10 protein-coding genes are annotated in these 14403 nt (G+C 41.0%); all 10 read left to right on the top strand.

From position 1 onward, the window contains the following. Window positions 1-4 precede the first annotated feature (4 nt). The 10 genes from traK (at window position 5) to LV83_RS16050 (ending at window position 14353) form a co-directional block, all read left to right on the top strand. Complete coding sequence (gene traK / locus LV83_RS16110) at window positions 5-622, top strand: conjugative transposon protein TraK (RefSeq protein WP_111612591.1); 618 nt, start codon at window positions 5-7, stop codon at window positions 620-622. A gap of 287 nt (window positions 623-909) precedes the next feature. Next, window positions 910-2142 carry a conjugative transposon protein TraM gene (traM, locus tag LV83_RS16100; protein WP_111612589.1) on the top strand — a complete coding sequence of 411 codons (1233 nt, stop codon included), beginning with the start codon at window positions 910-912 and terminating at the stop codon, window positions 2140-2142. Between the two features lie 25 nt (window positions 2143-2167). After that, entirely contained in the window at window positions 2168-3004 is an 837-nt protein-coding gene (locus tag LV83_RS16095; protein ID WP_111612588.1) for a DUF4138 domain-containing protein, read from the top strand. Window positions 3005-3011: 7 nt separating this feature from the next. Further along, a complete protein-coding gene (locus LV83_RS16090; RefSeq protein ID WP_111612587.1) occupies window positions 3012-3740 on the top strand; it encodes a hypothetical protein in 729 nt (242 codons plus the stop codon). Window positions 3741-4033: 293 nt separating this feature from the next. Further along, complete coding sequence (locus tag LV83_RS16085) at window positions 4034-4504, top strand: JAB domain-containing protein (RefSeq protein WP_111612586.1); 471 nt, start codon at window positions 4034-4036, stop codon at window positions 4502-4504. 506 nt (window positions 4505-5010) lie between these two features. Further along, window positions 5011-8274 carry a hypothetical protein gene (locus tag LV83_RS16080; RefSeq protein WP_111612585.1) on the top strand — a complete coding sequence of 1088 codons (3264 nt, stop codon included), beginning with the start codon at window positions 5011-5013 and terminating at the stop codon, window positions 8272-8274. A 2-nt stretch (window positions 8275-8276) separates the two neighbouring features. After that, entirely contained in the window at window positions 8277-8861 is a 585-nt protein-coding gene (locus LV83_RS16075) for a DUF6443 domain-containing protein (protein WP_111612584.1), read from the top strand. Between the two features lie 2214 nt (window positions 8862-11075). After that, window positions 11076-11858 (top strand): hypothetical protein, encoded by a 783-nt coding sequence (locus tag LV83_RS16060; RefSeq protein ID WP_146613738.1) that lies wholly within the window; start codon window positions 11076-11078, stop codon window positions 11856-11858. Between the two features lie 251 nt (window positions 11859-12109). Beyond that, on the top strand, window positions 12110-12559 hold the full coding sequence (locus LV83_RS16055) for a hypothetical protein (protein WP_111612580.1): 450 nt from the start codon (window positions 12110-12112) through the stop codon (window positions 12557-12559). 1014 nt (window positions 12560-13573) lie between these two features. After that, window positions 13574-14353: a hypothetical protein gene (locus LV83_RS16050; RefSeq protein WP_146613737.1), complete on the top strand. Its 780-nt coding sequence runs from the start codon at window positions 13574-13576 to the stop codon at window positions 14351-14353. Window positions 14354-14403: the final 50 nt, after the last annotated feature.

The raw sequence follows: 14403 nt of genomic DNA, 5'->3' as shown, positions 1-14403 counted from the left end.
TACTATGTTTCAAAATCTCAAAAATCTGGATACTGCTTTCCGCCATGTCAAATACCTATCCTATGCAGTTACCCTGGGTTCACTCTGCCTATCAGGCTACCTGGGGATGAGGGCAATGGAGGCAACCCAGGCAGCACAGGAACGGATTTTTATCCTGGCAGAAGGAAAAGCATTGGAGGCTTTTTCTGCTACGAAAAAAGAAAACATACCGGTAGAGGCAAGGGATCACGTGAGGATGTTCCATCATTATTTCTTTACGCTGAGTCCGGATGAAAACTTCATCAGGGAGCAAGTGTCCAAGAGCCTTTATCTGGCGGATGGTTCTGCCAAAAGCGTTTATGACAACCTGCGGGAAGGGGGCTATTACACCCAAATCGTATCAGCCAATATGAATCAGACCGTGGAGACGGACAGTGTGAGTATCTCGATTGATTCCTATCCTTTTGATTTCAGGTTTTATGGAAAGCAAAAGATCATCCGGCCTACTTCGGTGGTGACCAGAAGTCTAATCACCAAAGGAAGGCTGCGGCACATTGACCGCACGGATCAGAATCCCCATGGATTTCTGATTGAAAACTGGGAAACCCTTTCCAACGAAACGATAACGGTGAAAAAGCGATGAGAATACTGGGGATACCTGTTTCTTCCGCAATTCAGGAAAGTGCCTTTCTTGAAAAATATGTTGCTCTGTTTTCTAAAAAGGTCAATCGAATCCCGGAGCCCGCTAAAAAGCGATTGATACTCCTGTTTATACTGCTTTGTATAGCGGTGCTAGGGGGTAGTTTGATACTGGAAATGTCCATAGAAACTACCACTTCCCTGCGTATTCCCGCATGGGAACCTCCGCTGATTTACTTCGACTCCCTTGACTATGAACCAAAAACTTTAAACCAATAACTAAACCATACCATGCAACAGCTAACTGAAAAACAGAAAAAAGAACGCAAATTTTTGCTTGTACTTCCCATCCTTACCCTACCATTCCTTTGCCTAGCCTTCTGGGCTATGGGAGGAGGTACCGGTGAACCAAGTATAGGAGAACAGCAGAAAGGACTGAACATGACGCTGCCGGAAGCCCAAGTAGAATCGATTGTGCTGAATAAACTGGAATCCTATGAACATGCGGAAAAAAGGGCTTCGCAGGTACGGGAACAAAGGAGGATGGATCCCTTTGCTGATAGTGCAATAGAGAAGGAGGATACTTTATATCGTTCTACTGCATACACAGGACAGAAAAGTACACTTCAGGAAACCGAAAACGAGGTGCAGGAAAAATTGCTTGTCCTGGAAAAACTACTCAACCAACCGGATATGCAGCAGGAACCCGTCGGTCAGGAGGTTGTCTCAGCTGAATCACCGGAGCAGGGTAGCGCTTCTGCCGATCCTGATCTACAAAAGCTGGAAGCTCTGATGGCAACCGTTACAGCCCCTGAAATAGAAGACCCTGAGATGAAGCGGATTGATGCCATGCTGGATAAATTACTGGATGTACAGCATCCGCAACGGGTTCATGATCGCATGTCACAGATACATGAACGGGAGGGGGAAACTGTTTTTTCTGTCAGTCTGGGTGAACATAGTACGCAAGCGGATTCTCCTAAGGAATCTGCCTATTCTGGGAGAGAACGAAATGGGTTCTATTCACTGGATAGTAAAAAGCCCTTAGCCTTTGCAAGCGTTCGGCCTGCTATTGCTGCCCAAGTGACCAAAGATCAGGAAGTGGTATCGGGTGCTTCCATCGAAATGGAACTGACCCAGTCCCTATTCATAGATGGGGTGGAGTTTTCAGCAGGAACGCCTATAACCGGAGTCTGCACATTGAACGGAGAACGGCTGAATATAGCAGTACGGAGTATCCGTTCCGGGAACTTGATCATTCCAGTTGATATGGAAGTGGTGGATCTGGATGCACTTCCCGGAATAAGGATTCCCAATGCCATCACCCGTGATGCAGTCAAGCAGGGAGCAGGTGATGGAATACAGTCCATGAATAGGATGGGTATGTCAGCCTCCTGGGAGGCGCAGGCCTCCATGGCCGGGATGGAAACAGTGAAAGGCATCCTGTCTAAAAAAGCAAAACTGGTCAAGGTAATGGTCAAGGCAGGCCACCCACTGCTATTGGCTGATCAGGCTGTTAATTAATCTGTTCACTTTAAAAGCATTTTCTATGAGAATTATTATGGTATTGATAGCGTTTGCGCTATCCCCGATTTGTTGTGCCCAATTCGTTCAGGAGGCACAGATGGAAACCTATCCGATTCAGATCGGATGGGACAAAACTACGGTGCTGGTTTTTCCTTATGAGGTAGTCAGTGCGGATTTTGGAAGTCCGGCCGTGCTTTCTGAAAAGGATAAGGCCGCTCCCAACGTGCTGAAGCTGAAAGCTGGAATAAGGTATTTTAGTTCTACCAGCATGTATGTGATAACCAGCGAAGGAAAGCTGTATCCTTTTACAGTGGACTTCACAGACTATCCGGATGCCAGACCTATAGATATCGGGAAGCAGCAAGAGGTCGAATATGCCAATGCATTGTTGGAAGGGTCGGCTATGAATGCGGCTGATATTTCTGCTGTGATCAATGAAATGTCTCAGTGGATTCCCAATAGATTGTTCTGGGGAAAAAAGAGGGGTATGGTCCGGCTGGGATTGGGAGAACTAATTGAAAAAGACGGGTTACTGTTTTTTCAACTGGCAGTTGAAAATGAAAGTTGGGTGGACTACCTGGCAAAAAAATGGAGGTTTACTGTTCAGGACAAAAAGCAGACAAAACGCACGGCAATCAGAGAAGTATCCATCGAGCCAATTTCATTCAGTCCTTTTCAAGGCGTTGCCGGTAAATCTGCAGGTGTGGCTGTTTTTGCATTTCCCCGGTTTACTATAGCTGATGCAAAGGAACTTTCCATTCAGGTTTTTGAAAGCAATGGTGACCGCAATCCGGTCGTGAAGCTATCAGGGAAGAAACTACTTCAGGTTCAACCCATTTTAATTTCAAACCAAAAATAACCCAATCATGACAATCAAAGAAAACATACAGGAGCTACAGGACCGACTGAAATACTCAGGATTCGGAGAGACTCTAAACAAAGAACTGGAGAAACAGGTCAAGGCTAAGAAAAGCGATTTTGAGCTGAACCTGACCAAGGATATTGGGGATAAAAAACTAGAGTACGGCTTACATTTTAGAAAGTCGGATGAGGGCAGGTATTATTATAATGGCTTTGATGCCAAATTAAGTACGCCTGAAGGGAAAGAGCAGTCCCAGCGATTTTACCAAAATCAGGGGGTTTCAGCCAAAGAAGCCTTCAATCTATTGGAAGGAAGAGCAATTTATAAAAGTCTGTTCAACAAAGAGGGGGAACGATACAATGCCTGGCTTCAGTTGGATTTGGGGAGTAAGGATGAGAAGGGACAGCATCCGGTCACCCAATACCACCAGAATTATGGGTTTAAACTTGAGGATACGGTACAGAAGCTTCCTTTAAATAACATGGGGTCACCAGACCAGCTTAGCCTGTTACTTTACAGCCTGAAGAAAGGAAACCGCCACGAGGTTGATATTATAGGCAGTGATTCGAGGTTTTTGCTGGAGGCCAATCCTAAGTACAAAACAATGAATGTTTATGATGGGGAAGGAAAGCGAATGAAAAACAGTGATTTGACAGAAGTCCAAAACCAGGCTAAAGCTGTGGCTGAAAAGATCCCCGAGGCCCAGAGGAAATCGAAGGGAGTGAAGGTGTAGGGTTGTTAGCCTTAATTTAAGTGTTGGTGAAGTTTTACTTTAAAGCCCGGTTATAAACCGGGTTTTTTTGTGTCTTGTTTTTTTGAGATTTCAAGAATTACTGAGTTGAATAGGAGGGAAGTTCCGGTTCTTATTATTTCGGTACAAAGCTAGGCGTCCCGGTCGGGGCGGTCAGCAGACTACGGCATAAAGCCGCTTGCTGCGCTGCGCTATTTATTCCGTTTCCTGCTTCCTTGCTCCCGGTACACCTGTGTATGGCATCCTAAATAATTTCTAACTTAAACGTAGTTATCATGGAAGCTGTAAATCAAATTATCAATCTCAATGAAGTAGCAGAAATTACACTGGGCTATAGTCCAAAAGTAAAATCATCCCAACGCCCAAAAGTAGGATGTTCCAGACAGGTGTATGAAGTGCTATATAGCTTTTGGGATAAGGATACCCTGGAGCTGGCTGAACATTTTCAGGTCATGCTGCTTAACCGAGCCAATAGGGTACTGGGGATTTGTACGATTTCAAAAGGAGGAACTGCGGGCACAGTTGTGGATGCCAAACTGGTTTTTGGTGCGGCATTGAAAGGATGTGCCCAGTCGATTATTGTAAGCCATAACCATCCTTCCGGAAACCTGTTGCCCTCTGATCAGGATAAAAGAATGACCAGAAGATTGGTGGAAATAGGTAAGGCTTTGGATCTGCCTGTTCTAGATCATGTTATTGTTACAACTGAAGGCTATTATTCCTTTGCAGATGAAGGGGAGCTCTAAGGCTCTCTTTTTATTGAATTAATAGGCACTTCTGTTGATGCTTTTTAGTATTAAAAGTGATTGAGTAGCTATTGCAATTTTACTTTTGCTAGGGCTGTGAGGTTTCAATTATTTTTTGTAAAGTCATTTTTGTCACTCTAACTAATTTTTTTGTATAACTCAAGCTTCCTGCTTTTTATAGTTAGAAAAATCGAAAATAAGTATCTAAAGTTTGTTGAGAGATTCAATTACCAATTGAATGTTTTGATAAAATTGAGTTTTAGGCAGAAAATAAATATTTAACAAAAAAAATGCTAAAATTTTTAACGCTGATTACAAATGAGTTATGTAATAATTCAGTCTGCAGTCATTTTAAAAATAAAGTGCCTTTTTAGCCTTATATATACAGTATTTAACATTTTATATTTTGATGTAAATTTACTCACACTTCCAATACCTTGTATAGGGTATTTTTTTATAATCAGGATTTTGATTTCTATTGTGATGTATAACAATAAAGTCTAAATATGAATAGGAATATACTGTTTTCTTTTGCAACACTTTTTATTGTATTTAGCTTATGTGTTAGCACATCTTGGGCGCAAAGTTCTAGTCAAGAAACTGATAAGGCAAAATCTGATACAGTAAAGAAAGAACAAGAGGCTTTGACAATGAATATGTTTTCAGAGCCATTTAGTTCAGTAGAACCTTTTCGAAAGATGCAAGTCCCACCCTCTCCTCAAATGGCTTCTTTGGGACAGTTTGGTGAGACCCCCGTTAATCATTCTACAGGGGTTGCCAACATCGGAATTCCTATTCATACTGTTACTGTAAATGGGTATTCACATAATATAGGACTCTCTTACCACGGTGGCGGGATCAAGGTGAATCAGGTTTCTTCAAATGTAGGTCTTGGGTGGGCACTGAATGCCTCTGGTGTGTTAGCTAATACTGCAAATAAAATTGGGGGGGATTATGTTCAGCTTCCTACTAATTTTTCAACGTTTAATCCTCATACGACTACCACTTCCTTTCCAGATAGTAGGAATAATGTTGATTACATGTGGGCACATGATGGATTGAATAACTGTGTCGATACTGAACCTGATGTTATAAATTTTAATTTTGGCAGCCATTCTGGAGTAATGGTTCCAGTTTATCAAGACGTTTATAGGGAAGTGCCCTATACAGGATTGACTATAGTGGATCTTGGGAATTCTTATCTGGTAATTGATAAAAATTATACGCAATATACTTTTGATGTAGTTGAAACTACTTATCTGCCTCCTGGATGCCCTGGCTCTCTTTATTTGGAATCCGGAGGATGTGTCAATGTTGGAATCTATAATAATTCTTATTACTTATCAAAAGTAGAATCAAAGGAAGGTGGAGTCATTAATTTCTTTTATGAGGATGAGAATTATTCCTATGCAATTAACAGAACAGAACAAAAGTATTCATGGATTACAGGAAATGGATGCCAGGCAGATAATAACTTAATTGATGTTAACTGCATTCAAGAAAGTTCAGTTTCCGGGAAAAGGCTTATCAGAATTGAGACTTCTGAGAATGAGCAGGTAATTTTTAAATATAAAACTGAATCTACCGGTGATGGGACCAGGGAAGATTTACCAGGTGCAAAAGCACTTCAGTATCTTGAAGTTTATAATATGGGTGATGTAAGCCCGGTTAAGAAAATCGAGTTTTCAACTTCCTATTCTTCTTCTTCAGGTACTACGGGACCGAACCATCAAACAGCCTGGGATAAAAGACTGAAATTAGATCAGGTAACAGTTGATACTGATCAGATTTATTCTTTTGCGTATAATGGTAATCTTTCTCCTAGGTTGTCCTATGACCAAGATTATTACGGATATCACATTTACAATTATGTTTATAGTGCTATTCCGACTGTTTCTACCCATAATCCCAACGGGGCAAATAGGGAGCCGCAAGCTAGTAGGGTAACAGCTGGGATGTTGAACCGAATAAATTATCCAACAGGTGGTTATTCAACATTTGAATATGAGCAGAACCTAGTTTACTTTTCTAATTTAAATAAGGTTGGTCCTGGAGTAAGGATAAAAAGAATTAATTCCTATACCGATTCAAACGTTTTAGCTAATTATAAGGACTATAAATATATTTCAGAAGGAACATCGAATTCTTCAGGACTCATTGATAATTTACAAAGCTCTGTGAATTTTATTGATGCTCAGAATCAATGGCAGCATGACTTAGACACGGGACCTTACAAGCTGGATTGTCAATTTTTTATGGTATCAAGTGACGATCAGTTATCCCAATTTATGGGAAAAACCTATAGTGTTTCTTATTCGAGAGTTGAAGAGATTATGAATGACGGCTCTCAGGGCAAGGTAGTTTATCATTTTTCGAAAATTGGTGATATCGTACCAAATCCTTCAGTTTCTGTTGCTAGCATTAACTATGATTGGACCTATGGAATCCCAACAAAAACTGAAACCTTCAAAGGTTATGGAGGGGCTTTGGAGAAAATTGAGGAGACTGCTTATCAGTACAAAACGTTTGTCACCAATAATACACAGTTTCAAAAAAGTGCAGGTCCAAGTTCTTTTTATTCTTTTGGAATGAAACTAAATAGGGAGCGAGCTGAAGTGGAACCGGGACAACAATGGCTTTTTAAGCCCGCTGTTTATAATCTTTTCAAATATGGGTATATATCAGCTTTAGTCTCAAAGACAAAAGAAACAAAGAAGATATTCCGAAGTGGGAAAGTATTTGAAACCAATGTTTTCTTTTCGATAGATTCACTTAATAGCCAAACCACCAAGGCAGTATTCAGAGATACTAATACCAGTGGAGAGGCAAAAAGTAGATATTATTATTATACGGATGAAATAGGAACACAAGGAAATTATACTTTGTATAAAGAGCCGATTTTATTTTTGGATAAAAAGATTAGAGGAACTACTGAATATACTGTTGGAGGAGGTTACTTTCCACTTGAATCAATTAATAGTAAAAGGGTTCATTCTAAATCTTATACTATTGATTTGCAAGATCCAAGTAGCTCTTATAGTTTAAATCTGTCTAATCCGGTTTTAAGTACAGGAATAAGGCTTGTATCAGAAGTTTTATCATACAACACAAAAAATTACCCTACTTTAATTAGGGATAATCAGGTAAAAACCAAAATTCTATATGATCATTATGATTCAAAGCCGGTAGTATTCCTGACAAATTTCAATGCTACTGATACAGATTTGGCTTATACCAGTTTCGAAAGTAATTTCAAAGGAGGATGGACATATACTATTCCTTCTACTCCCTTGAATACACCTGCATTCACGGGTTCAACGGTTTTTGCTATTTCTTCCAATTCAATCTCCAAATCTGGTTTGAACTCTTCATTAACCTATGTATTGACATTTGCGGTTAAGAAAAATGGAAGTGAAACCCCAAATTTAATTGTTAAAAAGGGCACTACAACCGTTTCTGATTCAGGAATCTCCAATTCGGATATTAACTCGAGTTGGTTGATTTATCAGTATAAATTCACCGGAGTTACTTCTGTACTGATTCAAGGCTCGGGTATTTTAGTCGATGAGGTTAGGTTACAGCCAGCAAACACTCGAATGCAAACGTTTGGATATATTCCTTTTGTAGGATTGGCGTATGAAAATTCACAGGAAATGTTGCCAAGCAATTACTCCTACGATAGTCAAAGAAGATTGGTGATGAGCAAGAACGGCTTTAATGAACGGTATAAACAGTTTTTTTATCAATACAAAGCAGCTTTTAATTATTGATTATGAAAAAGTTAATTATGGGGTTTCTACTTTTATTGCCTAGATTGATTCTTGGACAGAATTTACCCACTAGCATTACTACCTCAACTGCTTTAAGTCCGGAGACATTATCGATTCCTTCTATCTCTTCGACCGCAAATATCAATGTAGTTAGAGAATGGGCCTTTAAAGTTCCCATAGAATTGATTTTAAGTAACCCGACTAAAGAGCAGGCTTTAACTACTACTTATTATACAGATGGGCTGGGAAAACCCCTGCAAGAGGTGTTTTATCAGGTTTCACCAACAGGAAAAGATTTGGTGAGGCCATTTGTATATGATGCCTATGGAAGGTCCAAATATGGTTTATCTCCCTATCCTTCAACAACAAATTCCGGTAAAATTGTTCAGACTCCCGGGTCTTCTTATAACTCTAGATTGTCGACAATTTATTCATCGGAAGCCAATTTCTTTGAGAGAATTTCTTATGAGAATTCCCCTGTTGGGAAGGTACTGAAAAACTCTGCTCCTGGGAATTCTTGGTCGGGATCTAACAAAGGAGTTACCGTGTTTTCCGGGGTTGGTTCCAGCGCTTATTATGTTCGTTGATTTGTGGTTGTACCCGGACGATTTTTTGCTAGTTATTTGGGGGTTTATGGCCATGCTTCGTTGTTTATTTCTCGCGTGTCTGCTGGGGATGGCAGGCTTTTTGTGGTGTTCTCTTTTTTTTTAGGGCTTACAATTCTTTTTATGACCGTGCTTTTAGGCTGTCCTGGGCGAGTTTTTTTGCCTTGGGTGTGGCCTTTCTATTTTTTGTTTCGGGAATGACGTCTGGTTTCTATGTTAATGTCTGTTGGATGGAATGTATGTATTTCAGCTGTTCCTTGGACTGTTGTGTTGTTGATTGTTTAGGGTCTTTTTTTCATATATTTTTTCGTTGGTTGTGCTAGGTTCTGTTTAACGATCTTGGTCGGCGTTGTCTTGCTCGAGTTTTTTTGTGCCGGGTTAGGGCGGGTTGTGGTTGCGATGAGTGGGGGGCTTTGGTGTCGCTCGTGGTGGATGGTTTTCCCGTGCTTTGCTATGGCTCTCTCTGTCTGCCTTGGGAGGTTATTTTTTAGAGTTTGGCGCAGTTTCTTTTTGCCTACTGTGGCCCATGTTCTAAATTGTCTCAGCGGTTTTTCATTAGCCTTGGCGGCTTGATCCAGTGGCTTTGTTCCTTCTTGTATATGGTGTTGCTTGCCTGCGTTCTGTATTTCCTTTTCTTTTAATTTGTGCGCTTATTTGCCGGCGTCGATGGTTTTTGGGGGGAGTTTTACTTTTAGGATCATGTGGGTAGTTTGAGCGGGTTATTGTTTGCCGGAGGTGTCCTTTTTTTTTTGTCGAGGATGTATGCTCCGGATGCAGTCGCTTAATCGCTGGGGTTTTCGATGGTATCGTACTCTGGAGTGTGCTTTTCGTGGCATTTTGTTACAGAGTTTTGAGGTTATGTTTCCTGGTTGTGTGGGAGCAGGGTCAGCTTTTTATGTCCTTGACGTCTCTAGTTATTCTCTTGGGGAGCGATTGTGTGCTTTCAGGTAGATGGTAAATTCTTGGCTGGCACAAACTATCGTGCGGTTTTCGTCTGCTTTATTGGGGCTGTTGGTCAGGAAAGACTGGTGTGCGCTTTGGACTGTTTGTTGTTAGTCCACTCGCGTGGTTTGGTTGCCTCCTCTTTATGCTTCCTTCCTTTCTCGGTTTTGCTGTCCTTTTGTGTTGTGGATTTTTTGGGTTTTTGGGTTTGGTTGCTGTATTTTCTATGGGATTATTTCTGGGGTTGATTTGAAGTGTGCTAGGGATTCTTTTCAGAGAATTTTTGGGTCTTGTTTTGATTTTTGGAAGAGGTTGTTTCTGTTTTCTTTTGCTGCTTTTTGCACTTCTTTGTGGTGGGCGTTGGTTCGGTGGTCGTTTGGTTTGACATTTTGTTGTTGATGCGTTTGTGTTCTGTGATTGTGTAGGAAAGGGACTATTTCTTCTGGTGGTTGTTACTGTCCGGTTTGGGTTTTGAGTTTTGGTTTTTCTGGGCATATGTTTACTTGTATTGCGGATGGGATTTGTTTTACTTTGGGGTGTTCTGGTTTTATGATTGGGGGGTCTGTATGTATGGTGTTTCGGTTTGATGATGGGGTGTTTTTGATTTGTTGGGCGACTTCGGGGATTGGGTTTCTCCCTTCCACTTTGTATGAGTTGCCCCTCTTGATTGGATTTGTCGTGGTTTTGCATTTGATTGGGTGCTTTTTTGATGCCGAGGGGGTTATGTTTTGTTGTACGACTTTCACTCTTGGTGTTTTCTTTCTGATTGTCTTTCTGGGTGGGTTTGTTTATGTATTTAGTGTGTTCTTGTCGTTTTTTGCCGAGGTGTTTCGTTGTATGTTGTTTTTTGATATTTGGGTATTTTTTTTTGTGTTTTTCTAGGTGGATTGTTTGGTTTTGGTCCGTCTGGTTCTGGGAGTTTGGGTGACATGATTGGTGATATGCCTTTTGGTGTCTGTACTTTCTGGAGTAGTCTTTACGGAGTTTTGGCCAATTTTTGTGTTTCGACTTTTGGGTTTTGTGGTCACCGATCTTTTTTGGGGGGGTTCGGTGTTTTGGTTGGAGGGTTGCCGTGTGCGGGTGTTGGGACCTTGTTGAGTGTAATTCGTTCTTTCAGGGTTTCTTTTGTTGGTGGGTTTGGTGGTTCTCTTTTTTGGAGCATGCTGCGGGTTTGTTATTTGAGTAAGTTTTTTTATAGGTGGGTTTATCCTGTTGTTTGGTGGTCATATTCTGGGTTTAGTTATTTGTTTTCTATTGGGGTTTCTTATTCTTTCATTTTTGCTTTTGTCGGTGCCAAGGTTGTTTTTGGCAGGGATTAACGTTAGGAAGATTCTTGATAGTTTCTTAGTTTCGGTTTTGTTCGATTTTGTTGGTGTCTTTTCTGAGTGGGTAGTGTTTTTGGTGCTTCATGCTGCAGGGGGTAGTGATGTTCTCTTTTTTAAGCCCCTGTGGGTCGGGAGAAATGGTTTTCTGGAGTCGTTTGTCGTCATTGATGGTTTTTCGAATGTTTTTTTTGGTCTTCTAGTGGTTGTTTGTCTTTTTGTTCTTGTTGTTCAGTTGACTTGTTGTTATTCATTTGGGATGAGAATAGCTGGTTTAGTTTGTGTTTTTGCTTTTCCTTTGCATCGGTTCTTCTTTTTTGTGGAGGAAGTGTTTGAGTTTTTTGTTGTTCAGTATTTTGTCTATGGGGTTGGGGTTTGTGTTTCTGTTCTCGTGTTCTGGGTTGTTGTTGAGCCTTTGGTGTTTTCTTGTTGTGTTTTCCTCGCTTACGATTTCGGGGTTGATATCCCCGTTGTATTTACTGATCTTTCTTTGATGTGGGTTGCGGGCCGTGATGGGGGTTTTTTTGCCTCTGTTCCGGCTTTTTTGTTCAGGTTTTTCCGGGCAGTTGGTGTTTTTTTTCTTTCTTTGTTACTTGCATTTCAACGTGATTTTGGAAGTGTTCTTTGGCTGGGTAGTTGTGTAGGAGTAGGTGGGGTTGGTGTGACTGTACCTTATCTTGGTTTTTTGGTGTGGGTCGTTTTTGGGGTCGGGTGAGGTGGCTTTTTGGGTTCAGTTCTTCTTTTTATTCCCCCTTGCGATTTTTCTGTTGCGGTGTTTTGCCAGCTTTTGGTATATTTGGGCGGTTCAGGGTTTGTGTTTGTGATGGTGTTTGTGGAGGTGGTTGTGGTGGTTTTCATACTTTTCGGGTTAGTCTTTGCAGGTTGAGTTGTTGTAGTAGAGCTTCTGGATCAGTTTGCGCTGTAGGTCCTAATTTTTCACCCTTTGTCTGGACTGGTTTTAATTCTATGGCTTTAAGTTGTTTCTGTTTGGTGGATTGGTTGGGTTATGCTGTGTCATTTAGTGGCCTATTGTGTGGTCCTTTTTTAGAATGCTTTTTGTTGGTTTTTGGTGTTGTTGGTGATTGTTTTTTTTGGGTTTCAATATTGGTCATTGTTGTTATAGTATTTTGTACTTATGGCGCGCCCTTTGATGTTTCAATTGGTGTTGGTGTTGATTTTGTTTTGGGTCTTTTGTTTAGTATGGCGTATTTTGTTGTGGGGGCATTTGGTTTTGATGAGTTCTCTAATTTATTTTTTTTATTTGATGTAAAGGGTCGATCAATTTGGTTTGGTTTTCTGGTCTTTGGTGTAGTGGCCAACGCTTTAGCTGCTGATTGTTTTTTCCTTGTTATTTTTGGTTTTGATTTTGTTGGTTTTCTTCTTTTTCTTTGTTTTGGTTTTTTTTGCATTGGGTAGGGTTTTTTTTTTTTCTTTTTATATTGAGTTGATGTTGGCCTGTTTTCCTATTTTAGTCGTTTGGTTGATTTTGATAATGCGTTGTTTGTACGATCTGTTCCGTTCCGTTGGGGTAGGTGTGTTTTTTCTTCCTTGATGTGAATTTAGGCTTTTATTTCTCCCTGTTGGTGTAGGGGTACGTGCATCGGTGTATGTGTAGTGTGTTCCAATTGTCTTTTGTTTCTGTTTTTTTCTTTATCTTGTGTTTTGCGGTTGGAGTTCAAGGTTTGCTGGACGTATTTGTTACGTTTCAGATAGATAACTTTCCCCTTTTCTTTTAAATTATTTTTGTATTTTTATTTGGTTTGACAATTCTGTCCTGATTAATGTTTTTATTTTTGTTATTTTCTTCTTTGTTTCGTCCTATTTTTTGTGCGTTCAGAGTTTATTTTTTTTCTTTCCTTCATGGTTTCCTCCTCTTTTTTTTTCGCTTTCTATTTGTGTCGTGGCTTGCATTCTAGGCTTCCCTTACTTTGGATTTCTCATTCTGTTTCTGCTTTTCCCTCCGTCGCATGATTCCCTTATGTGTGAGCTCTCGCGGATCTTGACTCTCTTGAAGTCTTTTGTTTTTCTGTGGTGTGAGCTCTCAGAGCTTTGGGGGATATCGCGTGAGAGTGTCCGGCGTGTTAGCGTCTTTTCCTTGTGGCAAGTGAGAGGCGCAGCGGTTTTTTGGCAGGGGAGCGTAACGCTGTGGAGCGTGTTTTTGTGTGTGGGTATCTTCGGGGAGGCGATCTGGAATGTTGTGCAAAACACCTTTTGTCGGGTGTGTGTGTTTCCAGCGCGGTTTTGGCCTATCTGAGGTGTGTGTGTGCTGTGGTCTCTGTTGTTTCCGAGTACTGCGAATCTCTCGGGGCTCTGCCCTGTGTGTGTCTTGTGCCCACTGTGGGCGCACATCTCTGGGGTGTTGTACGATGTGTTTTTTCTTCGAGGCTCGGCGCTTTCTGAGTTTTCTGTTGGAGGTGTGTTGTGGGAGCTGTGCCCAAAAATGGATTGCCTTCTGAAGTGCCTTTTGATCAAGCCAAAGCACTTGCAACCGAGAAAGCTGGGCATATCAGTGAAGAATACATTCAAAAGGCAGGTAAAGATTTTTCCAAACTGAAAGTTGATTCCCTTGGGAATATTAAGACTATTTCATCTGACATTAATAAGAAAAAGGAAGAATTTTTTGAAACAAATCAACTGGCTGGACAACCATTTTTTCACCGTGTCGGTATGGTTCTCTGGTATGATCCGCTGACTTCCTTTGGGGATGGGTTGCTGTTTGATTATGGACTTTCCTATTCCTTTTCCCAGCAGTTATCCATTTTGGGAGGGGTTTCTTGGAAAAAGCAGTTTGATGCCGATGAACAACTCAGAAGAGAAGGGTTCGGTGTATTTACCTGCTTACGTTTCAGTAAATGGAATTGGTTTGCTCAGGGCACGGTAAACCGCAATCAGGTGACCATCACCAATCCTGCGGGATATGAATCAAGGAATTTCGATGGAAAAGCTTGGGCATCCAGCTTCGCGGTTGGTAGAGCCATCCCTATAGGTAAGGTAATCCGCTCTGTGGTGATGGGATCCGTTGATCCATTTTTTGACGAAAAGTCAAGTTTGTACAAAAGCAGGGTTCAGCTCAAGATCGGCTTTGAGATCGGTTCCTTCAGGGAGATCAAAAAGGAAGTGAAGGAGTTGGTTCAGATGGATGGGTTGAAAGAAAAAGGAAATGAGAAGGTGGAGTATTATTTTAAAGACTTGGATGGTTTGGGTCATTAAATGCATTGGCTGGCACTACTGGTTTTTTGCGGTAACCAGACCTATAGTTA

The organism is Algoriphagus yeomjeoni (assembly GCF_003259505.1).
Taxonomy (GTDB): Bacteria; Bacteroidota; Bacteroidia; order Cytophagales; family Cyclobacteriaceae; genus Algoriphagus; species Algoriphagus yeomjeoni.
Note: the sequence above shows the minus strand (reverse complement) of the source record. Positions and strands in the feature narration are given on the sequence as shown.